The 24487-nt window shown below is 72.0% G+C and carries 16 protein-coding genes and 1 tRNA gene; 6 read left to right on the top strand and 11 right to left on the bottom strand.

Annotated elements, in window-relative coordinates; all coding sequences use genetic code 11:
• The first annotated feature begins 81 nt into the window (after positions 1-81).
• On the top strand, positions 82-6777 hold the full coding sequence (locus CP982_RS42520; RefSeq protein WP_189719315.1) for a glycosyl hydrolase family 18 protein: 6696 nt from the start codon (positions 82-84) through the stop codon (positions 6775-6777).
• Between the two features lie 110 nt (positions 6778-6887).
• Positions 6888-6962, top strand: a tRNA-Cys gene (locus CP982_RS17400).
• Positions 6963-6990: 28 nt separating this feature from the next.
• Here CP982_RS17400 and CP982_RS17405 read toward each other — a convergent pair.
• The gene (locus tag CP982_RS17405; RefSeq protein WP_229879148.1) at positions 6991-7965 is read right to left on the bottom strand and encodes a L,D-transpeptidase; all 975 of its coding nucleotides are present in this window, start codon (positions 7963-7965) and stop codon (positions 6991-6993) included.
• A 129-nt stretch (positions 7966-8094) separates the two neighbouring features.
• On the opposite strand from CP982_RS17405, the gene CP982_RS17410 reads away from it, so the two are divergent.
• Positions 8095-8622 carry a SigE family RNA polymerase sigma factor gene (locus CP982_RS17410; protein ID WP_150511384.1) on the top strand — a complete coding sequence of 176 codons (528 nt, stop codon included), beginning with the start codon at positions 8095-8097 and terminating at the stop codon, positions 8620-8622.
• The gene (locus CP982_RS17415) at positions 8612-9322 is read left to right on the top strand and encodes a L,D-transpeptidase (RefSeq protein WP_150511385.1); all 711 of its coding nucleotides are present in this window, start codon (positions 8612-8614) and stop codon (positions 9320-9322) included. Before CP982_RS17410 ends, CP982_RS17415 begins: the two co-directional genes overlap by 11 nt.
• Positions 9323-9604: 282 nt before the next feature.
• Here the strand turns inward: CP982_RS17415 and CP982_RS17420 are convergent, their stop codons facing one another.
• The 7 genes from CP982_RS17420 to CP982_RS17450 form a co-directional block, all read right to left on the bottom strand.
• Positions 9605-10102 (bottom strand): AAA family ATPase, encoded by a 498-nt coding sequence (locus CP982_RS17420; RefSeq protein WP_150515541.1) that lies wholly within the window; start codon positions 10100-10102, stop codon positions 9605-9607.
• Positions 10103-10253: 151 nt separating this feature from the next.
• Positions 10254-12548 carry a xanthine dehydrogenase family protein molybdopterin-binding subunit gene (locus CP982_RS17425; protein ID WP_372503515.1) on the bottom strand — a complete coding sequence of 765 codons (2295 nt, stop codon included), beginning with the start codon at positions 12546-12548 and terminating at the stop codon, positions 10254-10256.
• A gap of 5 nt (positions 12549-12553) precedes the next feature.
• The gene (locus tag CP982_RS17430; protein WP_170316446.1) at positions 12554-14410 is read right to left on the bottom strand and encodes a (2Fe-2S)-binding protein; all 1857 of its coding nucleotides are present in this window, start codon (positions 14408-14410) and stop codon (positions 12554-12556) included.
• Positions 14407-15309 (bottom strand): FAD binding domain-containing protein, encoded by a 903-nt coding sequence (locus CP982_RS17435; protein ID WP_150511387.1) that lies wholly within the window; start codon positions 15307-15309, stop codon positions 14407-14409. Before CP982_RS17435 ends, CP982_RS17430 begins: the two co-directional genes overlap by 4 nt.
• Positions 15310-15605: 296 nt before the next feature.
• On the bottom strand, positions 15606-17243 hold the full coding sequence (locus tag CP982_RS17440; RefSeq protein WP_150511388.1) for a beta-N-acetylhexosaminidase: 1638 nt from the start codon (positions 17241-17243) through the stop codon (positions 15606-15608).
• Positions 17244-17476: 233 nt separating this feature from the next.
• Positions 17477-17776, bottom strand: a complete 300-nt coding sequence (locus tag CP982_RS17445; protein ID WP_037825937.1) for a DUF3039 domain-containing protein — start codon at positions 17774-17776, stop codon at positions 17477-17479.
• Positions 17763-18959, bottom strand: coding sequence for an MFS transporter (locus tag CP982_RS17450; RefSeq protein WP_150511389.1), 1197 nt, complete (start codon positions 18957-18959; stop codon positions 17763-17765). Before CP982_RS17450 ends, CP982_RS17445 begins: the two co-directional genes overlap by 14 nt.
• Before the next feature lie 110 nt (positions 18960-19069).
• On the opposite strand from CP982_RS17450, the gene CP982_RS17455 reads away from it, so the two are divergent.
• Positions 19070-19948, top strand: coding sequence for a LysR family transcriptional regulator (locus tag CP982_RS17455; protein WP_150511390.1), 879 nt, complete (start codon positions 19070-19072; stop codon positions 19946-19948).
• 16 nt (positions 19949-19964) lie between these two features.
• On the opposite strand, the gene CP982_RS17460 is transcribed toward CP982_RS17455, so the two are convergent.
• The gene (locus tag CP982_RS17460) at positions 19965-20573 is read right to left on the bottom strand and encodes a YqgE/AlgH family protein (RefSeq protein WP_150511391.1); all 609 of its coding nucleotides are present in this window, start codon (positions 20571-20573) and stop codon (positions 19965-19967) included.
• A gap of 243 nt (positions 20574-20816) precedes the next feature.
• Between CP982_RS17460 and murA the strand changes: the two genes are divergently transcribed.
• Positions 20817-22157 carry a UDP-N-acetylglucosamine 1-carboxyvinyltransferase gene (gene murA, locus CP982_RS17465; protein ID WP_150511392.1) on the top strand — a complete coding sequence of 447 codons (1341 nt, stop codon included), beginning with the start codon at positions 20817-20819 and terminating at the stop codon, positions 22155-22157.
• 202 nt (positions 22158-22359) lie between these two features.
• Here murA and CP982_RS17470 read toward each other — a convergent pair whose 3' ends face one another.
• Together CP982_RS17470 and CP982_RS17475 are read right to left on the bottom strand one after the other, a co-directional pair.
• Entirely contained in the window at positions 22360-22641 is a 282-nt protein-coding gene (locus tag CP982_RS17470) for an HU family DNA-binding protein (RefSeq protein ID WP_016645140.1), read from the bottom strand.
• A 401-nt stretch (positions 22642-23042) separates the two neighbouring features.
• Positions 23043-24458, bottom strand: coding sequence for an NAD-dependent malic enzyme (locus CP982_RS17475; RefSeq protein WP_150511393.1), 1416 nt, complete (start codon positions 24456-24458; stop codon positions 23043-23045).
• Positions 24459-24487: the final 29 nt, after the last annotated feature.

Here is a 24487-nt window from a genome sequence, read left to right on the forward strand (position 1 = left end):
CAGCCTTGATTACATTCCGGCACCATGAGACACCCATATCGCCCACGCGGGGCCCCAGCCCGGCAGGGCTTGGCGGGGGCCGTGGCGCTGGCCCTGCTGACGACGCTGCTGGGGGCCCTCACGGTCACCCAGGCACCACCCGCCGTCGCCGCCATGCATTCCTACAAGGCGGTCACGTTCAACATGCTGAACGGAAACCGTTGGGACGAGAGCTCGCCCGTCGGCAAGGACCCGAAGGTAAAGGGCAAGGGAAACCTGGAAACCGACATCCTGCTCGCCGAAGAGCCGGACGTCGTGGCCCTTCAGGAGATCGGCAGCTACGCGCCTTGCCGTGCGAACGCCGTGACGCGGCAGGTCGAGAGCGAGGAGCTCGACGACACCGAGCCCCCGATAGATTGGGAGGTGACCAAGTGCGAGGCACCGTTCGAAGTGGCTGACGACTACGACCTGTTCTACCTCACCATCGGCAGCGGCAACGCCACCAGGAACCTCGGTCTCGTAGTCCGTGAGGACGTGCCGTTCGACGACAACGACAACGACAACGTCCACGTCATCGGCCGTGCCGATGACGGGAACCAGTACGACAGCCCCAAGCCCATGCTCGGCATCAAACTGGGCGGTGACACATGGTTCTACACCGTGCACGGGGCAAACAACGACCACACGAGAAGGGACCAGGGCGACACCGTCAACCGCATCCGCGCAGCCAAGGCTGACGCGGGCAATGACAGCTGGACGGTGCTCGGTGACTTCAACAAGAAAGCGACTGCGTGGACTGCTGCTGAACTCGGCGGGGCGCATGTCGTGGACTCCGAAGCGGCCACACACGAGGCGCCACTCCCCACGCTCGCCCACGGAAAGAACCTGGACTACGCGATCAGCAGCACCGCGCCACCGGCCGACTACGGCGGCGTACGCCTGGACGACGTCTACTCCGATCACCACGCGGTGTCGTTCGAGACGTTCTGCACCGCTGGAAATGTCGTGCCCCGCTCCACCACCACACTGGCCAAGGCCTGCAAGAAGCCATCGGCCGCCGTCTCCATGGGCGACAGCTACATCTCCGGTGAAGGCGGCCGCTGGCAGGGCAACGCCAACACCCGGGACAAGGGCTCCTGGGGCACCGACCGTGCCGCCGAAGGGCGCGAGGTCTACGAGAAGGGCACGGACGGCAAGGACGACTGCCACCGCTCCGACGTCGCCGAGATCAAGGGCGCGGAGATCTCCGGCATCCCCAAGGAGCGACGCTTCAACATCGCCTGTTCCGGCGCGGAGACCAAGCACGTCATCGACACGGAGCAGAACGGTGAGAAGCCCCAGGTCCAGCAGCTCGCCGGCATCGCGGGGCGGTATGACGTCGACACCATCGCGCTCTCCATCGGCGGCAACGACCTCGGGTTCTCCGGCATCGTCAAAGGCTGCGCGGTCGGCTTCGAGTTGAACCTGGGCCCTTGCGCCAAGAAGGCGGGCGAGCAGATCCGACGTGACCTGGAGCGCGTACGCAAGAACGTCGTCAAGTCGATCGACGCCATCCGCGCCACCATGTCCAAGGCAGGACAGTCGCCGGGCAGCTACCGCCTGGTGCTCCAGTCCTACCCGTCCCCGCTGCCCGCGTCCGCCGACATGAAGTACGGCGAAGAGAACAACGACCGGTACAACAAGGGCGGGTGTCCCTTCTACGACGCCGACGCGGACTGGACCCGCGAATACGCCATCACCAACATCAGCACCATGCTGCGCGGCGCCGCCGAGGAGTCGGGGGTGTCCTTCCTCGATCTGCGCGACGCCCTCGCGGGGCACGAGCTGTGCGCCAAGTCGACGCGCCAGGCGTCGTCCGACCACACCCTCGCCAAGCCCCTTCCGGCTGAGGACGCGGAGTGGGTGCGCTTCGTCTCCGGCTTCACCACGCCGGGCGAGACGCAGGAGGCGATCCACCCCAACGCCTACGGCCAGAAGGCCCTGAGCGCCTGTCTGACCAAGTTCGCGGCGGCGACGGGCGGCGACACAAAGCCGTGGACGTACACCTGCCGGGGCGAGAAAGGCAGCGAGCCCGGTGACGTCGGCGTGTCCGGCGACCCGGCGATCGAGGCCGCCGTCCGCACCGCCGACAGCGGCTCCCCTAACCAGTACCTCTTCCGCGGCCACCAGTACGCCCGCTTCGAAGAGGGCACGGACAATCCGCTCGGCGAGGTGAAGGACATCGCCGCGGGGTGGTCCAGCCTGAACGGCACCCCGTTCGCCAGCGGCTTCGACGCGGCCTTCGAAGCGGAGAAGTACGGCAAGCGCCAGCTGATCCTCTTCCGCGGCGACCAGTACGTGCGCGTCGAGATCCCGATGAACGGCACCGACGACTCCCTCGCCAAGGGGCCGATGTCCATCACCACCGGCTTCAAGCTCTTCGAGGGGACGCCCTTCGCCACCGGCGTGGACGCCGCCGTGGAGATCGGCGACGACCGGATCATGCTGTTCAGGGGCGGCCAGATGGCCATCTTCAAGCTGGACATCGACGGCACCGGCGACAAGTGGGTGATGGAACCCCGGGCCATCTCCGAGGGCCTGCCCGTCCTCAAGGGCACCGGCTTCGAGAGCGGCATCGGCACCGCCATGCAGCGGACCGTGTACGACCCGGAGCCGAACGGCTCCGACGTCTACCTGATCAACGGCGCCCAGGCCCTGCGCCTGTACCTCGACGAGGACCTGTCGAAGAGCAAGGTCGAGAAGGGGCCGATGCCCGTCACGGAGATGTGGCCGTCCCTGAAGGGCTCGATCTTCTCCGGCGAGGGCCCGCGCTCTCCGCGCAGCGTGCGCATCTCCTCCTGGACTCGCAACCTCGGGTCGGACAACGGCACCAATCGCGACAGGGTGCTGCAGCGCCACGGACCCCGCTCCGAGTGGGTGTCCACAGGCCCGGACAACGCCAGCACAGGACGGTGGTACATCACCGGTGACCTGAAGGAGGACGGGGAGCTGGAGACGACCATCAGGAACCAGACGGGACGGTACCTCCAGGGAGACGGCGGAAAGTCGCGGCAGTGGGCGTCCGTCACCGACACACCCCGCGTCTGGAAGATCAAGGGGACGCACAGGGGCAATCTGTATCGCATCACCACGGATGACGAGAAGTGGTGCTTGTCCGCCGAGAGCTTCTCTGACGACTGGGGCTTCCTGGAGCCGTGCGTGGGCGACACCAGGACGAACCACTTGTGGTACATCGATAACGCGGACGTCACCATCACCCCCCGCCCCCAGCCCATCGACCGCACCGGCCCCCTCAAGTCCGCCAAGGACGACCTCGTCGCCGACGTCGACAACGGCAACACCGAGCCGGGCACCCGCGTGAAGGCGCTCGCGCCCAAGGACGACCCCGCCCAGAAGTGGTGGGCGCGGTCCACGCCGAAGGGGTGGCAGCTCATCAGCGCCCTGGACGGCGCCCCCGTACTCGCCCATGACACCGACAAGCACGAGGCGCGCCTGGCCAAGGACGACGACGGGGACAGAGCCCAGCTGTGGCAGGCCGAGGACGCGGGCGACGGGTGGACGCGGCTGCGCAACGGCGGCCGGTGTCTGACCGCCGGTGGCGCGGACGAGACGCTGGGCGTCAAGGACTGCGCGTCCGGCGACGCCGGGCAGCGGTGGAAGGCCACCGGCCTCACCCCGGACAAGCCGAAGGAGCGCAGCGGCGAGATCGTCGGGCTCAGCGGCAAGTGCCTGGACGTGAAGTCCGGGTCGAACGAGAACGGCACGCCCGTGCAGATCTGGGACTGCAACAACAGCGAGGCCCAGAAGTGGACGCTGCCCGGCGACGGGACCGTACGCGCGCTGGACAAGTGCCTGGACGTCGCGTCCTCCGGGACGGCGAACGGGACGCTGACGCAGCTGTGGAACTGCAACGGCAGCAGCGCCCAGCAGTGGCGGCCCGGCGAGAACAAAGAGCTGCGCAACCCCGGCTCCGACAAGTGTCTGGACGTGCCCTCCAGCGTCGCGGAGAACGGGCGGCAGACCCAGATCTGGAACTGCAACGGCAGCGAAGCCCAGAAGTGGACGCTGCCCGACGCGTCGCGCGACGACGACCAGGGCAAGGACGGCGACGCCGGAGACCCCTACGACGACGCCGAACCCGTGCGTGACGACAAGCCCGCCGCCTCCGGCGACTGCCGTCCCGACGGGATGGCGAAGACCGCCGGGGTGAACACGCCGTACTGCGACGTCTACGACGAGCAGGGCCGCGAATGGCTCGGCAACGGCCGGTCCCGGCGCGTGGTCGGCTACTTCACCGGCTGGCGCACGGGCGCGAAGGGCGACCCGAAGTACCTGGTCGGCAACATCCCGTGGACCAAGGTCACGCACATCAACTACGCGTTCGCGCACATCAAGGACGACAAGATCTCGGTCGGGGACACCTCGGACCCCAAGAACCCGGCGACCGGGATGACCTGGCCGGGCAATCCGCGCGCCGAGATGGACGACTCGCTGCCGTACAAGGGGCACTTCAACCTGCTGAACAAGTACAAGAAGCGGCATCCGTCGGTGAAGACGCTGATCTCGGTCGGCGGCTGGGCGGAGACCCGTGAGTTCTACTCGATGGCCACGCACGCGGACGGGTCGGTCAACCAGGGGGGCATCGACACCTTCGCGGACTCCGTCGTCGACTTCCTCCAGCGGTACGGGTTCGACGGGGTGGACATCGACTACGAGTACCCCACCGCGCTGCCCAAGACCGGCAACCCGAAGGACTGGGACGTCGCCGACCCGCGCCGCAAGGGCCTGACCAAGGGCTACAACGCCCTGATGAAGACGCTGCGGGAGAAGCTGGACCGGGCCGGGGCCGACAAGGGCCGGTACTTCCAGCTGACCTCGGCGGGCTCCTCGTCGGGCTACCTGGTGCGCGGCCTCGACGCCGGGAAGGCCTTCCAGTACCAGGACTTCGTCAACGTCATGTCGTACGACCTGCACGGCTCCTGGAACAAGTACGTCGGCCCGCAGGCGCCGCTGTACGACGACGGCAAGGACAACGAACTGGCTGACGCCGGCGTCTACGACGACCAGAAGGCGGACACCAAGGACTTCCAGAAGCACGGCTACTTCAACACCGACTGGGCCTACCACTACTACCGGGGCGCGCTGCCCGCCGGCCGCATCAACCTCGGCCTGCCCTACTACACGCGCGGCTGGCGCGACGTACAGGGCGGCCAGGACGGCCTGTGGGGCACCTCGTCGCTGCCGCAGCAGGGTGACTGCCCGCTTGGCACCGGTGGCCGTGGCGGCCACTCGGACTGCGGCATGGGCGCCGAGGGCATCGACAACATCTGGCACGACATCGAGGACGGCAAGGAGGTCGCCGCGGGCTCCAACCCGCTGTGGCACGCGAAGAACCTCCAACGCGGCACCGCGCCGGGCTACTTGAAGTCCTACGGACTCGACACCACGCAGCAGCGGAACAAACTGCGCGGCGACTACGCCGAGAAGTACAGCTCCGAGCTGGAAGCCCCGTGGCTGTGGAACGCCGACAAGAAGGTGTTCCTGTCCACCGAGAACGAGCGGTCCATCGACGCCAAGGCCGAGTACGTGAAGGACAACGGCATCGGTGGCGTCATGCTGTGGGAGCTGGCGGGCGACTACGCCGAGCGCCCCGGCGGCGAGTACGGCATGGGCTACGACCTGACGACGCGCCTGGACAAGGCGATGCGCGCCGCGGGCCCCTACGGGTCGACCAAGGCGGGCCAGGGGCGCACCCTGCCCCGGCAGGTCATCGACGCCGACGTCGAACTCGTCGACTTCCCCACCGGGAAGGACGACTTCTACCCCCTCCAGCCCAAGCTGCGCATCACCAACAACAGCGGGCAGAGCCTCGGCCAGGGCACCGAGATCTCCTTCGACATCCCCACCTCCGCCCCACCGGTCATCAAGGACGGCGACTACAAGGAGATGCCCATCATCAAGCCCGGCCGCACCGGGCCCAACCAGGGCGGCCTGAAGGCCGACTTCCACCGCGTGACCATCGAGCTCGACTACTGCCAGGACATCCCGCCGGGCAAATCCCTGGACATCGACGTCAAGTACTACCTGCCGATCACAGGGCCCGCGAACACCACGGTCAAGATCGGCGACAAGGAGTACGGCGTCACCGGTGACCAGCGCCGCGGCACCGACACCGTGGAGCCCCCGGCCCCGGCGGCCGGTGGCTGCCCCGCCGTCGACTGGAAGCCCGGCAAGACGTACACCCCGGCGGCCGGCCGTCTGTGGGGCGCGTTCGACAAGGGCGACAAGGGCTGGCAGTTCGAGTACCAGCAGATGAACATGGACCACTTCCCCGACCAGTCACGGGTCCATCTCGTCTCCCCCTCCACGACCAACCCCAACCAGTTCTGGCAGGTCAAGGACGTCGGCGACGGCTGGTACACCATCGGCAACGGTGACAGGTGCCTCACCGCCACCGACCCCGGCAAGGACCTCGCCACCCGGGACTGCGGCGACGGCGAACAGCAGCGCTGGCGCTTCGTCCCCGTCAACGACGACGGCACCGAGGGTTCGCCCGGTGGTCCGAAGCACGGCAAGCTGTTCAAACTGCGCGCCGCCACCGGACAGGAGGCCGAAGCCGCCAACGGCGACAACGACCACGAGACCCACATCCTGACCGGCGACCCCAAGCGTGCCACCGGCGCCTACGTCAAGCACGACGGCTTCTACTGGTACGCCCAGTGGTACACCACCACAGAACCGGGCAAGGCCGAGGCCGACGGCAGCCGCCCCTGGAAGAAGCTCGGCCCCACGCCGTAGCTCCGCACAGGGGTTCATGAACGCCGTATGGCGGTCCCGTTGCAAGCCGGGTCGCGGCCTTGAGAGAGGTCGCGGCCCGGCCTACGGTCGAGGACAAGAGAGCACAGCTTGGCCGTGTGCCCGAGTGGTTTAGGGATTCGCCTGCAAAGCGAAGCACACCGGTTCGATTCCGGTCACGGCCTCCACGTCCGAGCATGGCCCGGCGGGCGGCGCCTACAGGGCGCTGCCCGCCTTCCACTGGTCCCACGGCACGTTCCAGTCGCCGTACCCGTTCCCCGCGGCCACCGTGTCCGTGGAGCCGGTGACGCGGATGACGTCCCCGGGGATCACCTCTTCGTAGAAGCGCCGCGCCGTGCCGTCCGTGGCGAGGCCTATGCAGCCGTGCGTCACGTTGGTGTTCCCCGCGAACGTGTTGGCCTTCGGGTTCTGGTGGAGGTACGTCCCCGACGTCGTCAGGTGCACCGCGTAGTCGTAGTAGCCCTTGTACGCGTCTCCGTAGCCGACGGTCCGGGAGTCCATGAGGACGCGGCGCTGCTTGTCGGAGACGACCATCGTGCCGTTCCAGGTGTCCATGCCCGGGGCGCCCGCCGTGATGGGCACGCGCCGCGTCGCACCGGCCTTCACGACCGTCATGGTGTGCTTGCGCACGTCCACCGTGGCCACCAGGGAGCGGCCCACCGTGACGGTCCTGTCGATGGCCTTGCCCGCCCGGACGGTGATCTTCGTGCCGGGCTTCCAGTAGGTCTCGGGGCGGTAGTCGATCCGCTGGCCCTCGTGCAGGTTGCGGTCCTTGACCCAGCTCCAGGAGCCGGTGGTGCCGTTGTCCGTGGTGACCTTCAGGCGCCTCTCCACCGCCGCGCGCTCCGCCGCCGGGACGGGGCGCGCGAACGTCACCGACACCGGCATGCCGACGCCGACCGTCTGGCCGTCGAAGACGTTGACCTTTGCGCCCTCGCGCAGCGCCTCCGGCAGCGGCTTCGCGCGCGGGGACGGCTTGGCCGCCGGGGCCGCCGCGGCCGGCTTGTCGCCCGTGCCGCCGCCCGTGCCGCCCTCGCCCCCGCCGCCGCCGAGGCCGCAGCCCGTGAGCAGCAGGGCGCCGAGCGCCGCCGCCGCTCCCCCGCGCCCCCAGATCCGGGCGTTGCCCCTGGTCCCGCGCTGTCCCCTGGTTCCCTTGTTTCCCCTGGTCAACAGAGCCCCCCTGTGTGGTGTGCTTCGATGTACGCGATCTGTACGCATGCCAGGGGTCACCGGGTTGCATGGCGTACGAGAAACTTTTCGGGACGTCGTCGGGACGTTTCCGGGACGCTCGGGGGCGGCATGACGGAGGACGAGTTCGACGCGTTCTACGCGTCGGCGTTCCCCCGCGTCGTCGGCCAGGTGTACGCCTTCACCGGTGACCACGGGCAGGCCCAGGACGTCGTCCAGGAGGCGTTCGTCCGCGCGTGGGACCGGCGGCGCGACTTCCTCGCCACCCAGGCGCCTGAGGCGTGGATCCGTACGGTCGCCATGCGGCTCGCCGTCAGCCACTGGCGGCGGGCCCGGCGCTGGCTCGACCTCGTGCGCCGCACGCCGCCGCCCGAGCACGCGCCGGGCCCCGGCCCCGAACACCTCGCCCTCGTGCACGCCCTGCGGCAGCTCCCCGAGGCGCAGCGCCTCGCGATCGTGCTGCACCACCTGTGCGACCTCAGCGTGGAGCAGGTGGCCGCGGAGACCGGTGCCCCCACGGGGACGGTCAAGGCCCGCCTCGCGCGCGGCCGCGCGGCCCTCGCCCGGATCCTGTCGGCGAGCGAGAACGACGCCCTCGGCGGGCCGCCCAGCGAGAAGGAGACCGGCCGTGTCCGATGACCTGTCCCGCGAGCCGTCCGCCCACGAGATGCCCACCCCTGGAGTGTCCGACCCCGAGATGCCCACTCCCGGGGTGTCCGATCCCGAGATGCCCGTCCCGGAGTTGTCCGCCTCCCTCCGGTCGCTCGCCGGAAGCGGCGCCGCGCCCGCGCCCATGGCCGGGGCCCAGGTCCGGCGCCGCGCCGTGGCCCGGCGGCGGCGCCGGCACGCCGCCCTCGCGGGGGGCGCCGCCGTCGCCGTGGCCGCCCTCACGTTCGGCCTCACCAGTGCCATCGGCGGCGGCTCCGACGCCCGGCCCGCGCCGCCCGCCGCGCCCAGTACGCGCTCCGCGGCGCCCGCCGCCACCGTCGACCTCGGCGCGCGCACGCTGACCCTGGACGGGCGGCGCGTGCCCGTGTCCTCCGGGAGCACCGCCCACCCGACGCGGACCGGTCGCATGACGGTCGTCGCCAAGCACCGGGTGAAGCGGCTCACCAGTGAGTCGGTGGGGCTCGGGGACGAGTACGACGTGAAGTTGCCGTGGGTCGTGGAGCTGCGGGGGCCCGACGGGCGGGCCGACTTCATCCTCGCGATGACGTACGCGGAGGGGGCGCCGGGCGCCCGGGACTCCACCCGGGGGGCGATCGGGCTTCGGTCCGCGGATGCCCGGTGGGTGTACGAGCGGTTGCCGGTGGGCGCGGTGGTGACGGTGCGGGGGTAGGGCCCTGCCGGGGGCTCCCCGGGGCCGGGAGGGCTGACAACACAAATATGGGGCGGCTCCAACCGGAGCCGCCCTTTGCGCGTCTTCAGAGTGTGAGGCCGTCAGCCCCAGCCGGTGTCGTTGTCATCCCCCATGACGTCTCTCCCCCGTAACGAGTCGGATCGTGCGGTGAATGGTTCGGGACTCTTCGATGGTGCCTCGCAACTCGCCCGATTTAAAAGGGATTTATGGCGTCATGGGTCAGCTGGAACGCCCTCGGGACCGGTCCGAGACATTCCGCACTCAGGCCACCGCCGCCTCGCCCAGGCGTGCGAGGATCGCCGACACCGTCTGATCCACCGTCAACTCCGAGCTGTCCAGCCACAGTCCGATGCGCGGGGTCTCGGCGCGCAGGCCGCTGTCGAGGGCCTCGACGGTCCACTCGCCGTAGCCGGTCTTGGCACGGGCGGCCTCGCGGGCGGTGACCGCTTCGGGGCGCGGGGCGAGGACGACGACGTACAGGGGACGGGTCCGCACCAGGTCGACGTAGCGCTTCAGCTCGGGGCCGAGGACGACGTCCTGGACGATCGCGGTGAAGCCCGCGGCGGCGTACGCGTCGGCCGCGGCCGCCGACAGGCCGTAGCGGAGCCTCAGTTGGGCCTCGGCCTCGCCGCCCGCGCCGGGCTCGTACTCCTCGCGGCCGGAGACGATCATGCGGCGGAACACGTCACCGCGCACGTGCGCCGCGCGCGGCAGGCGCTCCGCGAGGGCCTGCGCGACCGTGGACTTGCCCGCCGCCATGATGCCGGTGATGAGGACGACGCCCTCGACGCCGTCGTCCGCGGTACCCGTCTGTGCGTTCACACGCGCGAACGTATCGCAGGGCGGGTCCGGCGTTCCTCCCCTTTTTCGCTGAGTGGAACGCGGGGTGGAACGCGGGGTGGAACGCGGCTCAGGCCAGTTCCGCCCCCACCGCGGCCTGCGGCCGGATCGGCAGCCGGTTCACGGGGCGGCCCGTCGCCGCCCGGACCGCGGACGCGATCGCGGCCGGGGACGTGACCACCGGCACCGCGCTGGCCGCCTTCGCGCCGAAGGGCGCCACGACGTCGCGCTCCTCGACGAGCTTGACGATGCGGATGTCCGGGGCGTCGAGAGAGGTCGGCAGGGCGTAGCCGGTCAGGTCCGGGTGGCGGACGATGCCGCGCGGGGTGCGCAGGTTCTCGGTGAGCGCCGCGCCGAGGCCCTGGGTGACGCCCGCCTCGATGCGGACCCGCAGCTGCGCGGGGTTGAGGATGCGGCCGACGTCCTGCGCGACCGCCAGCTCCACGACCCGGACCGAGCCGATCTCGATGTCCACGTCCACGACCGCGCGGATCGCGCAGAAGGCCATGCCCACGAAGGCGTCGCCCTGCCCGTCGGCGTCGAGCGGCTCGGTGGGGTGCGGGCGGCACTGGGCCGTGGCCCACAGCTCCTTGCCCTCCATCGCCTCCTCCACGGTCGTGGAGAGGACCCCGTCGTACGAGGTGATCTTGCCGTCGGTGATCTGGAGCAGCTCCGTGGACATGCCGAACTTGTGCGCCAGGGGCTGGAGCAGCTGGGTGCGGACCATCTTCGCGGCCCGCTCCACCGCCCCGCCCGACACCCAGGTGTGGCGGCCGTGGCAGCTCGGGCCCGCCGGGGGCTGGTCGGTGTCCACGGGGGCCACGCGCACGTCGTCGATGCCGAGGGTCTCCTGGACGATCTGGCGGGCGAGCGTCGTGAAGCCCTGGCCGGTCTCGACGGCCGCGCAGATGACCGTCGCCACGCCGTCGTGGACCTTCACGGTGGCCGTGGAGACCTCGTCGGTGCCCTCCGCGCCGAGGAGCTGGACCATGCCGAGGCCGTAGCCGACGCCGCGCCGCACGGCGGCCGGTTCGCCCGCGCCCTCGGGGCCGCCGGGCAGCAGCCACTCCTCCGGGGGGGTGTCCTTCGGCAGCTCCGGCAACGGGAAGTCCCGTACGGCCGTGAGGAGTTCGGCCGTCGGGGCCGGGCACGTCACGGTCTGCCCGGTGGGCAGGACGTCGCCGGTCGCCATCGCGTTGCGCAGCCGCACCTCGGCCGGGTCGATCCCCAGCTTCTTGGCGAGCTTGTCCATCTGCGCCTCGTACGCCGCGCAGACCTGGAAGGCGCCCTCGCCGCGCACGTGGCCGGACGGCGGGTTGTTCGTGCGCACCACCCAGCCCTCGATGAAGGCGTTCGGGACGACGTACGGGCCGCAGGCGAAGGACACGGCGGCGGCGAGCACCTGCGCCGAGGTGTCCGCGTACGCGCCCCCGTCGAGCAGGATCTGCGCCTCCACCTTCACCAACTTGCCCTCCGCGTCCGCGTGGTGGCGGTAGCGAAGGAGCGTCGGGTGGCGGTGGGCGTGGCCGAGGAAGGACTCCTCGCGGGTCGCGGTGAGCTTGACCGGGCAGCCCGTCTTCAGCGCGAGCAGGCCGAGCGGCAGCTGGAAGCCCGGGTCCTCGCGGTCGGCGGTGGCGCCGGGCACGCCCGTGACGACGACCTTCACGAGGTCCTGCGCGAGGCCGTAGACGGCGGCCGCCCGGTCGCGGTCGCCGTGCGGGTCGGTGGAGGCGACGTACAGCTCGACGCCGCCGTCCGGGCGCGGCACCGCGAGGCCCGCCTCCGCGCCGATCGGCGCCGGGTCCTGGCGGCCGATGCGGTACAGGCCCTCGACGACGACCTCGCCGGTCGCCTCCGGGTCGCCGTGGCGCAGCGGGATGTGGCGGATCAGATTGCCGTCCGGGTGCAGCGGCGGCGCCTCGAAGGCCTGCTCCGGGTCGGTGACCGGGTCGAGCGCCTCGTACTCGACGATGATCGCGGCGGCGGCCATCCGCGCGGTGTCCGGGTGGTCGGCGGCGACGGCGGCGATGGGCTCGCCGTGGTGGCGCACGACCTCGGAGGCGAAGACCGGCCGGTCGGCGCTCCCGCGGCCGTGCCGGACCGCGCCGGGCACGTCCTCGTGCGTGACGACCGCGCGGACGCCCGGCAGCTCGCGCGCGTGGGTGGTGTCGATGGACACCACGCGCGCGTGCGCGTGCGGAGAGCGCAGCACCGCCGCCCACAGCAGGCCCTCGGCCCACAGGTCGGCGGCGTAGGGGAAGGTGCCCTCCGTCTTGGCCCTGATGTCGGCCGACGGCAGCGAGGAGCCGATGCCGTGCGGCAGTTGCTCGGCCCCTCCGGGGGTGGTGACGGCTTCGTTGGTCACGCCGGTCACGCCTGGTCTCCGTCCTGCCCGTACGGGCCCGCCTGGTGCGGGATGTGCGGCTGCCCGGCGGTCTGCTCGTCCTGCTCCTGCTCGGCGGCGCCCTTGGCCGCGCGCTCGGCGACGACGTCGCGCACCGCGTCGAGCACGCCGCGGTAGCCCGAGCAGCGGCACAGGTTGCCGCACAGGGCGCGGCGGGTCTCCAGCTCGCTGGGCGCGGGGTTGCCCTCCAGGAGGTCGTGCAGCGTCATGGCCATGCCCGGGACGCAGAAGCCGCACTGCACGGCGCCGCAGTTGGCGAGCGCCCGCTGGACGTCGGAGGGCTGCCCGTCGGCGGCGAGGCCCTCGACGGTGCGCACCTCGCTGCCCGCGGTGGTGGCGGCGGGGACCAGGCAGGAGGCCACGAGGCGGCCGTCCACCTGGACATTGCAGGCCCCGCACTCGCCCTGCGAGCAGCCGTCCTTCGCGCCCGCGAGGCCGAGCCGCTCGCGCAGCACGTACAGCAGCGACTCGCCGATCCACGCCTCGGTGACGGGCCGGTCGGCGCCGTTGACGCGCAGGACGTAGGAGACGAGGGGGTGTTCGTCGTGGAGGGGCTGCGGCGGACCGGCCCCGGCTTCGGGCTGCTCGGCCTCGATCTCGACCGCGGCCTCGACCTCGGCGTCGGCCTGCGGGTGCCGCTCGGGCTCCGGCTCCGGCTCAGCCTCCGCCTCCGTCACCTGGACGTCGGTGGCTGCCTCGACCACGGTCTCGGTCGCGGTCTCGACCGCGGTCTCGGCTTCGACCTCGGCCGGAGGGATTGCCTCCGATTCCGGCGCGGGGGCGGGCTCCGGGGCGGGCTCGGGCTCGACCGGCTCGGGCTCGGCCTCGGGGGCCGGGGCTTCGGCGGACTCCTCGGGGGCGGGCTCGGGCTCCGGGACCGCCGACGGCTGCGGCTCGGGCACGGCGGCCACGGGCTCCGGGGCGATCACGGACTCCGGAGCGGACACCGGCTGCGACTCGGGGACCACCAAGGGCTCCGGGGCCACCAACGGCTCCGGGGCCACCAGCGGCTGCGGCTCCGCCGCCTCCTCCGGTACGCCGCCCCGGGGGCCGAGCGACCCGTCCGGGCGCCGCTCGACGACGAACAGCTTGGCCGTCCGCTCGAAGGGGGTCTCCTCGGCGGCGGGCGGCTCCACAGGGGGCTGCTCGACAGGGGGCTGCTCGACCACGGGCTGGTCGAGCAAGTGCGCCCAGGGCGCGGGCGCACCGCCGGGCAGCGTGGCGGGCGGCGTACCGCCCCACTGCTGCGCGAGGGACGACGCGGTGAACTCGCCCGATTCGTCCGGAAGATCGCCATTCGCCACGGGAATGGACCACTGCCCGGTCACGTCATGAGCGGCAGGCGCGGGCGCGTGCGGGTGCCCCGGAGCGGGCTGCGGCTCCGGCGTCGCCGCCTCCGGGAAGGTCCACTGGCCGGTGGCCCGCGGGTCGTAGGCGTCCTGGACGTGCTGCTCGTACGGATCGTGCGGGCCGTGCGGGTCGCGGACCGGCTCGCCGTACGCCTCGTGGAACCCGGCTCCGGCCCCCGCGGCGGGGTCCGGCCAGCCCGCGACCGGGGCGTCGCCGGTCGCGGGCGCGGCTCCGGTGATCTCCGGGGGCAGCACCCACACGCCCGTGGCGGCCGGGTCGGTGGCGTCCGCGGCCGTCGGCGCGACCGTTATCTGCGGCGGTACGTAGCCGTGTCCGGGGGCGGCGAGCGGCGTGCTCACCGCGTCGACAGCGCCCTCGGGGAGCTGCACGAACGCCGTGGCGTCGGCGTCGTACTCGCCCTGCGGGTGCGGCTGCCAGCCGCCGCCCGCCCCGTTCCTCTGAGCGTCGGTCACGACAGCGCCCTCCCCAGTGCTCGTCGGGCCAGCGCGGCGACGGTGCGCCGCAAGTGCAGTACGGCGGGCGGATGCGGCCGCTCGCTGCCGTCCTCGGCGGGCGGCTGGTCCGGGATGCAGGCCGCGGCCACGTACTCACCGAACGCCGTCAGGGCATCCGGCACGAGCCCGCGCTCGCCGTCCCAGTCGATGAGCCCGGCCACCCACTGCTCCGCCTCCAGGGGGCGCAGGGGCATGGGCGCGATCGCCCCCACCGCGCATCGCACGCCCCGGCGCGCGGGGTCGAGGACCAGCGCGACGGACGCGATGGCGCGGCCGGGCCCGGTCCGGCCCGTGGCCTTCAGGAAGACCTGGGGGGCGTGCAGCAGCGGTACGCGGACAAATCCGATGAGTTCGCCGGGGTTCAGCATCTCCATGCCCGCGAGCAGGTGCGAGACCGGGACCTCGCGGCGCGAACCGCCGGGGCCCACGATGATCAACACGGCTTCGAGCGCGGCGAGTACGGGCAGCGAGTCACCGGCGGGGGCGGCGGACGCGATGTTGCCGCCGAGGGTGCCCGCGTTGCGGATCTGGGGCGGCCCGGCGGCGCGCGCGGCCGCGGCGAGCGCCGGGATGAGCGCCGCGAAGTCCGGACGCCCCATGCGCGCGTGCGTGAGCCCTGCGCCGAGCAGGGCGTGTCCGTCCTGGTACTGCCAGCCGCGGATCTCGCTGATGCGGCCGAGGCCGACGAGGGCCGCGGGGCGCAGCAGGCCGGCGTTGACCGACGACATCAGGTCCGTGCCGCCCGCGACGGGCACGGCGGCGGGCACGGCGGCGAGCGCCGCGACGGCCTCGTCGAGCGTGGCGGGCAGCGACACAGACTGCGCCCCCTGCGCCGCCCGCGGTGCGTGCGTGGTCAAAACCGGCTGCCCCTTCCCGATGGCCCGGCCGCTTGCGTGCCGTGCCCACCGTTACGCCTGTTCCGCCGTACGGTACGTGCTCACAACCCGGACGTGGCAACTCTGGCACATCTTCACCGGGCCCCGGCGCGGGGGTCCGCTAGGAGACGTTCGTCCGCAGACCTGGGGGATATGCCGTTTTCGCACTCCCTCGCCCGTCAGCGGGAATTGCCATCTTCGGTGAGCCTTGTACGGCTTTCTCCTGGCGGCCCACAGTCGCAGGGCGGACCGCCAGGAGCACGTGCGCGGGGCGGACCTCACACGATTGGGGGCGCCCCCTCGATCGGGCGTCCGAACACGCCGGGGCGCTGCTGCCAGGGCAGCGGACCGCCCGGCGGGCGGTAGCCCACGCCGAGGGCGTCAAGTCGTGCGTAGTGGGCCGTCATTCGCTCCTCGAAGCCCTCGAAGTCGCGCTCGGCGGACGCGGGGAGCCGGCTCCAGGCGACCTCCGAGAGCGCCGCGAGCCTGGGGAAGACCTGGTAGTCGACGCGCCCTTCGTTCTCCATCACCTCGGTCCACACGTTGGCCTGGGTGCCGAGCACGTGCTCGGCCTCCTCGGCGGTGAGCTTGTCCGGCACCGGCTCGAAGCGGTAGACGTCCTCCAGGGTGCGCACCCAGCCGATGGGCACCGGCTCGTCGGCGCCGCCGTGCTGACGGTGGTCCAGATACACGTGCTGCTCGGGGCACATGACGACGTCGTGGCCCGCCTTGGCCGCCGCGATGCCGCCGCCGTACCCGCGCCAGGAGGACACGGCCGCGCCCTCGGCGAGCCCGCCCTCCAGGATCTCGTCCCAGCCGATGAGCCGACGCCCGCGCGCGGCCAGCCACTTGTCGAAGTGCCGGATGAACCAGCTCTGCAGCTCGTCCTCGTTGCTGACCCCGAGGCGCTCGATGTTCTCCTGCGCGACCTGGGAGTCCTTCCACTGCTCCTTGGGGCACTCGTCGCCGCCGACGTGGATGAACGTCGACGGGAACAGCTCCAGGACCTCCTCGAAGACCCCTTCGTAGAAGCGGAGGGTGCCCTCGGTGGGCGCGAGCACGTTCGGCGTGACGCCCCAGTTGTCCCAGACGGTCAGCGCGTTCGTGTCGATGACGTCGGCGTTGCCGAGTTCCGGATAGGCGGCGATGGCGGCCTGCGAGTGCCCCGGAACCTCGATCTCCGGTACGACGGTGATGTGCCGCGCGGCCGCGTACGCGACGATCTCGCGGATGTCGTCCTGGGTGTAGAAGCCGCCGTGCGGGTTCTCGTTCCACAAGTCCGACTGGCGGTGGCCCCACTTGGTGCGCGACCGCCACGCGCCCACCTCGGTGAGCCGGGGGTAGCGCTTGATCTCCAGGCGCCAGCCCTGGTCGTCGGTGAGGTGGAAGTGGAAGACGTTCAGCTTGTGCGCGGCGAGCAGGTCCAGATAGCGCAGGACCCCCTCCTTGGACATGAAGTGCCGCGACACGTCGAGCATCATGCCGCGCCAGCCGAACCGGGGGGCGTCCTCGACGACGCCCTCGGGGAGGCTGAGTACGGCGTCCCCCGCGATCGGGGCCCGGCGGAACGCTTCCGGGCCGAGGAGTTGGCGCAGGGTCTGCGCGCCCCAGAAGACGCCGGCGGGGCCGCCGCCGCGGAGTTCGACGCGGTCGGCGGTGACGGTGAGGCGGTACGCCTCGGCCGCCAGCTGCCCGCCCTCGTCGTCGACGCGCAGGACTATGGTGCCCGGCTCGGTCTCCGCGCCCGGCGCGAGCGGGAGTTGGAACGCGGCGCCCAGCGTCGCGCGCAGCCAGCGCTCGGTGGACTCGGTACCCGGGCCCGCCCAGAGCGTGGTCGACCCGTCGACGGTGAAGCCGGTGCCGCCCTGCGTGGCCTCGGCGCGCGAGGGCGCCGGGATCAGTTGCTCGAAGGTCATGGGGAGGAGGCTGCCACGGCATTGCACGGGGCAAAAGAGCCTTTGCGGCATATGCAACGGAGGCTGGCCCCTGGGCCTTGAGCGGCCATCAGCGCTGCGCGCTTCGTCCTCAAACACCGGACGGGCTGAAACACCCCCACCGGGAGACCCGACCAGGCCCTGACATGCGTGAGCCCCCGGCGCACGGTCAGGCGCGGCGGGGGCTCGCGGAGGTCGACAGAGCTGGAGAACGGCTACTTCTTGCCGCCGTCCTTGCCGCCCTTGTCCTTGTCGCCGCCGGCGCCCATGGACTCGTAGATCTCCTTGCACATGGGACAGACGGGATACTTCTTCGGGTCGCGGCCGGGGACCCACACCTTGCCGCAGAGCGCCACGACGGGGGTCCCGTCGAGCGCGCTCGCCATGATCTTGTCCTTCTGGACGTAGTGCGCATAGCGCTCGTGGTCGCCGTCACCGTGCGACACCTGCGGCGTCGGCTCTACGAGGGTCCCCGTACCTGCCCCGCGCTCGGGCTCGGGCTCAAGAGTGCTCATAGGTGCCAAGGGTACTCACGCCCGGCGCGTCCTGGCAGCGCCTGTCGGCTCCGCGGGGGCCGCGCCCGGCCACCAGGTGCACGGCCAGACCCAGGGCCGCGACCCCGGCCGCCGCCCAGGGCAGCGCGCCCGCGCCGAGGCCCGCCGACAGGGCGAGTCCCGCGACGCCCGAGCCGACCGCGCTGCCCAGGTAGAGGGCGGAGTTGTTCAGGGCGAGGGCCACCGTGCCGCGCTCGGCGCCGATCGCCAACAGGCGGTGCTGCTGCGGCACCTGGAAGGCCCAGCCCGCGGCGCCCCAGACCACGAGCGCGGGGAAGGCCCCGGCACCCAGGAGCGGAAGGGAGGCTTCCGACACCACGAGGAGCGCCGTCACGCCCGTCACCAGGGCGAGCACCCGGCCCGTGCGGTCCACGAGCGGGCCCGCGAGGACGCTGCCGAGCACCCCGCCGATGCCCCACGCCCACAGGTACGGCGCCACGTCGCCCTCGCCGACGCCGCCCACCGCTTCCAGGACGGGCGCGAGGTAGGTGTACAGGCCGAGGCTCGACACGGCCCCCAGGAAGGACACGCTCACCACGGGAAGGACGGCCCGGTCGGTGAGCGCCCCGAGCCGCGCCCGCACCGGCACGGCGGGCGGGGCGGGGATCTCGGGCAGGCCCACCGCGAGGCCCGCGAGGGCGACCGCGCCGAGCCCCGTCACCAGCCACATGGTCGAGCGCCACGAGGTGTGGTCGGCGAGCAGCACGCCGAGGGGCACGCCGAGCACCGTGCCCGAGCTCATCCCGCCCATCACCAGGGCGAGCGCCCGGCCGCGCCGCTCGGGTCCGGCGAGCGTGGCGGCGGCCGCCGTGGAGAGCGCCGAGTACACCCCGGCCCCCGCGCCCGCCACCGCACGGGAGAGCAGCAGCACCGCGAGGCCGGGCGCGAGCGCGGTCAGGGCGTTGCCCACCGTGAACACGGAAAGGGCGGCGATGATCAGCATCCGCGGCCGCGCCCCCGCGGACAGGCCCGCGACGAGCGGCGCGCTCACCGCGTACGCGAGCGTGAAGACGGTCACCATCTGCCCGGCGAGGGACACGGTCGTGTCCAGGTCGTCCGCGACCACGGGCAGCAGGCCCGCCATCACATACGCGTCGAGCCCCAGCGTGAAGGCCCCCAGCATCAACAGCCAGATCTTCCGCACGGGTCACCAGCTCCCTTCGTTCCCGGTCGGTCCGTCGTCCGGACGGAAACGTAGGCAGTCTCCGGTTCGGCGGGGAAATGCCCGCCACGGTGCGTTTATGCTCGGGCGGCATGGATGATCTGGGTCCCCTCGACACCGTGGAACTGCGGCATCTGCGCGGCTTCCTCGCCGTCGCCGACGAGCTGAGCTTCACGCACGCCGCGGCCGCGCTCGGCATCGGACAGCCCGCCCTCACCCGGACCGTGCGGGCCCTCGAGGAGGCCGTCGGCACCCGTCTTCTCGACCGCACCACGCGCCACGTGGAGCTCACCGACGCCGGACGGCGCCTGCGCGACGAGCTCGCGCCGCTGCTCACCCGGCTCGGCGCCGCGCTGCGCGCCCCGGGCGCCGGGCGGCCGGTCCTCCGGCTCGGCTTCACCTCGATGCTTCCGGAGGTCTGCGGACCGCTCACCACCGCGTTCAAGGCGTCGTCCGGCGCGCTGGTGCGCCTGGTGCGGCGCGACGAGCCGCTGGCGGGGCTCACCTCGGGCGCCTGCGACGTGGCGGTCGTCCGCGGCGACCTGCCGCCCGGGGCCGAGGTGCGCGGCCGGGTGCTGCTGCGCGAGCCGCGCGTCGCCGTCGTGGCCCGCGGCTCCGGTGCCTTCGCGGGCCGCCGCGTCGTCGACTGGGCGGAGCTGGCCGCGCACCCGCTGGTCGTGAACACCGTCACCGGCACCACGCGCCCCGACCTGTGGCCCGCGGACCGCCGCCCCCGGCTCGCCTGCACCGCCGACAACTTCGACGAGTGGCTGGAGGCCGTCGCCGCCGACCACGGCGTCGGCGTTGCCCCGGAGCCGGTGGCCCGCCGGTACGCCCACCCGGGCCTGCGCTATCTGCGCCTGAAGAACGCGCCGCCGGTCACCGTCCACCTGGCCGTCCCGGCCCGCGATCCGCACCCGCTCGCCGAGCGGTACCTGCGGGAGTGCGCCGGGCGGGCGGCCGCCGTCTGACCGGGCGGGCGCCGGGTCAGTTCAGCGACGGGTCGTCCGGATACGTCGCCACCATCGCGAGCTCGCTGCGCTGGCGCCGCAGCACGGACCGCCACAGCCGCTCGGGGTCGGGCGACGAGACGTCGCCCGGCTCGGACTCGACCACGTACCACGCACCCTCGACCAGTTCGTCCTCCAGCTGGCCCGGGCCCCAGCCCGCGTACCCCGCGAAGATCCGCAGGGAGCCGAGCGCCGCGGCGAGCAGCTCCGGCGGGGCCTCCAGGTCGACCAGGCCGATCGCGCCGTGCACCCGCCGGAAGCCGATGGGGTCGTCGCGCCCCGGGCGCCGCCGGGAGCGCGCGGCGGCCCCCTCGTCGCCGGGGATCACCGCGACGCCGAGCGCCGAGTCGAGGGAGACCGGGCCGCCCTGGAAGACCACGCCCGGCGCGCCCGCGAGATCGCCCCAGCCCTCCAGGATGTCGCCGACGCCCACCGGGGTCGGGCGGTTGAGGACCACGCCCAGGGAGCCCTCCTCGTCGTGGTCGAGGAGCAGCACCACCGCACGGTCGAAATTGGGGTCCGACAGGGCCGGCGTGGCCACGAGCAACCGCCCTGTGAGCGAGGACACCTCGGTCATGCCAGACATGATCCCGCATCTTGGGCCCGCGCGGGGAGGCAATGGGCCTACGGAAGTGCGCCCAGTTCAGGGCGTACGCGGGCGGCTCGGACGGCGCGCGGGGAAGGTGACCCTGAGCGTCCGGTTCCGCACGGTTCGTGTTGTAGCGGAGTCATGACGTGCTTGTGCCCCCTCGGACCTACGGACGGGGGCCGGGCGGCCATTACGCTTTCCCTTTGATCCCCCCGTCCACCTCATCGGAACGCGAGATTCATGACCGTCACCGACGATGTCCTGCTTGTCCACGGCGGAACCCCCCTCGAGGGTGAGATCCGTGTCCGCGGCGCGAAGAACCTCGTGCCCAAGGCCATGGTCGCCGCGCTGCTCGGCAGCGCTCCGAGCCGCCTGCGCAACGTTCCCGACATCCGCGACGTCCGTGTCGTACGCGGCCTGCTGCAACTGCACGGCGTGACGGTCCGCCCGGGCGAGGAGCCGGGCGAGCTGGTGCTCGACCCCTCGCATGTGGAAAGTGCGAACGTCGCGGACATCGACGCGCACGCGGGCTCCTCGCGGATCCCGATCCTGTTCTGCGGCCCGCTCCTGCACCGCCTCGGCCACGCCTTCATCCCGGGCCTCGGCGGCTGCGACATCGGCGGCCGGCCGATCGACTTCCACTTCGAGGTGCTCCGCCAGTTCGGCGCGACCATCGAGAAGCGCGAGGGCGGCCAGTACCTGGAGGCCCCGCAGCGCCTGCGCGGCACCAAGATCCGTCTGCCGTACCCCTCCGTGGGCGCCACCGAGCAGGTCCTGCTCACGGCCGTGCTCGCCGAGGGTGTGACGGAGCTCTCGAACGCCGCGGTCGAGCCGGAGATCGAGGACCTGATCTGCGTCCTGCAGAAAATGGGCGCGATCATCGCCATGGACACGGACCGGACCATACGGATCACCGGTGTCGACAGCCTCGGCGGCTACAACCACCACGCCCTGTCGGACCGTCTGGAGGCCGCCTCCTGGGCTTCCGCGGCCCTGGCGACCGAAGGCAACATCTACGTCCGCGGCGCCCAGCAGCGCTCGATGATGACCTTCCTGAACACGTACCGGAAGGTCGGTGGCGCCTTCGAGATCGACGACGAGGGCATCCGCTTCTGGCACCCCGGCGGCCAGCTGAAGTCCATCGCCCTGGAGACGGACGTCCACCCCGGCTTCCAGACCGACTGGCAGCAGCCGCTGGTCGTCGCCCTGACGCAGGCGACGGGCCTGTCCATCGTCCACGAGACGGTCTACGAGTCCCGGCTCGGCTTCACCTCGGCGCTGAACCAGATGGGCGCCCACATCCAGCTCTACCGCGAGTGCCTCGGCGGCTCCGACTGCCGCTTCGGCCAGCGCAACTTCCTGCACTCCGCGGTCGTCAGCGGCCCCACGAAGCTGCAGGGCGCCGATCTGGTCATTCCCGACCTGCGCGGCGGCTTCTCGTATCTGATCGCCGCGCTCGCCGCCCAGGGCACGTCCCGGGTGCACGGCATCGACCTGATCAACCGCGGCTACGAGAACTTCATGGACAAGCTCCAGGAGCTCGGCGCGAAGGTCGAGCTTCCGGGCAAGCCTGTGGGCTAGCCGCCCTGCTGGACCGGTCTGGGGCGCTCACCCTGCGCGGGTGGGCGCCCTTCGGGGTTTCCTGGCGTCTTTCGACTGCTGCGCCGTCGTGGCTGGTCGCGCAGTTCCCCGCGCCCCTGCGGGGCATGCCGAAGGGGCGGCCGCCCGCAACGGGTGGCCGCCCCTTCTGCGTACCGAATGAGCCTCAGGGCTGCAGACGGACTTACTTGCCCTTGGCGGCTTCCTTGAGCTTGCTGCCCGCGGAGACCTTGACGCTGTAACCGGCCGGGATGTTGATCGGCTCGCCGGTCTGCGGGTTGCGGGCGGTGCGAGCGGCACGGTGGGTGCGCTCGAAGGTCAGGAAGCCGGGGATGGTGACCTTCTCGTCGCCCTTGGCAACGATCTCGCCGACGGTCTCGGCGAACGCGGCCAGCACGGCGTCGGCGTCCTTGCGGGTCACCTCGGCGCGGTCGGCCAGCGCGGCCACCAGCTCACTGCGGTTCATGTTTGTACTCCCGTGTTCTTCTTGCCGTTGAGGCGTGCCACGCGGCGGAGCCGCATGTTAGGCAACAGCGAAGCCGATGCTGCCAGGGTCTCGGTCAGGCCCAGGACCCGGGTCTTGGTCAGACCCTCGCGCCCAGAGACGCATCCTGCCCCCACCTGCGGCGGGAAAGCCAATCCGGCACCCCTGGGAGTCACACGAAAAGCGCCCATTTCGTCTAGGTGCCTCGAAATGGTGACGCTCCGTCCGCTCCCGGAGCCGTGCCGCAGGGCATGCGGGCCTGGTCAGGGCGGCGCGGACCCTCAGGCCCGTGCCCAGGCCACCCTAGAGGCCCGCTGAGGGCGGTGTTCCACGACGCGCCGTGCTGACGCGCCGTGGCACCTGTCACAGGCCGGGAAAGCGGCTCAGCCCGCCGCGCCCGCGGCCTTGGCCGCGGTGCGCACCGCTCCGGCGACGGCTCCCGCGACCTTGTCGTTGAAGACGCTCGGAATGATGTAGTTCGGGTTGAGCTCGTCCTCGGTCACCACGTCCGCGAGGGCGGTGGCGGCGGCCAGCATCATCTCGGTGTTGACCGTGCGCGACTGGGCGTCGAGCAGGCCGCGGAAGACGCCGGGGAAGACCAGGACGTTGTTGATCTGGTTCGGGAAGTCCGAACGCCCCGTGGCCACGACCGCGGCCGTCTGCCGGGCGATGGCCGGGTCGACCTCCGGGTCGGGGTTCGCGAGCGCGAACACGATGGCGCCTTCGGCCATGGCCGCGACGTCCTCGGCGCCGAGCACGTTCGGCGCGGAGACGCCGATGAACACGTCGGCGCCGCGCACGGCCTCCTTGAGGGTGCCGGTGATGCCCTCGGGGTTGGTGTTGTCGGCGATCCAGCGCAGCGGCGAATCGGCCGCGGCGTCCACCAGGTCCGCGCGGTCGGCGTGCACGACGCCGTGGATGTCGGCGACGACGGCGTGCTTGACGCCCGCGGCGAGCAGCAGCTTCAGGATGGCCGTACCGGCCGCGCCGGCGCCGGACATGACGACCCGTACGTCACCGATGTGCTTGCCGACCACGCGCAGGGCGTTGGTCAGCGCGGCGAGCACGACGATCGCGGTGCCGTGCTGGTCGTCGTGGAAGACGGGGATGTCGAGGGCCTCGCGGAGCCGGGCCTCGATCTCGAAGCAGCGGGGCGCGGAGATGTCCTCCAGGTTGATGCCCGCGAAGCCCGGGGCGATGGCCTTGACGATCTCGACGATCGCGTCGGTGTCCTGGGTGTCCAGGCAGAGCGGCCAGGCGTCGATGCCCGCGAAGCGCTTGAAGAGGGCGGCCTTGCCCTCCATGACGGGCAGCGCGGCCTTGGGGCCGATGTTGCCGAGGCCGAGGACGGCCGAGCCGTCCGTCACGACCGCGACGGAGTTGCGCTTGATGGTGAGGCGGCGGGCGTCCTCGGGGTTCTCGGCGATCGCCATGCACACGCGGGCCACGCCCGGGGTGTAGACCATGGAGAGGTCGTCGCGGTTGCGGATGGGGTGCTTGGACGCCATCTCGATCTTGCCGCCGAGGTGCATCAGGAACGTACGGTCGGAGACCTTGCCGAGGGTGACGCCCTCGATGCCGCGCAGCTTCTCGACGATCTCGTCGGCGTGCGCGGTGGACGTCGCGGCGATCGTGACGTCGATGCGCAGCTTCTCGTGGCCGGACGCCGTGACGTCGAGGCCGGTGACGGAGCCGCCGGAGGACTCCACGGCCGTGGTCAGCTGGGAGACCGCGGTTCCGCTCGCGGGCACCTCCAGCCTGACCGTCATCGAGTAGGAGACGCTGGGCGCCGTTGCCATGGCGGACTTCCTCTGCTTTCACCTTGTAG

The sequence above is a fragment of the Streptomyces spectabilis genome (genome assembly GCF_008704795.1).
GTDB classification, from domain to species: Bacteria; Actinomycetota; Actinomycetes; order Streptomycetales; family Streptomycetaceae; genus Streptomyces; species Streptomyces spectabilis.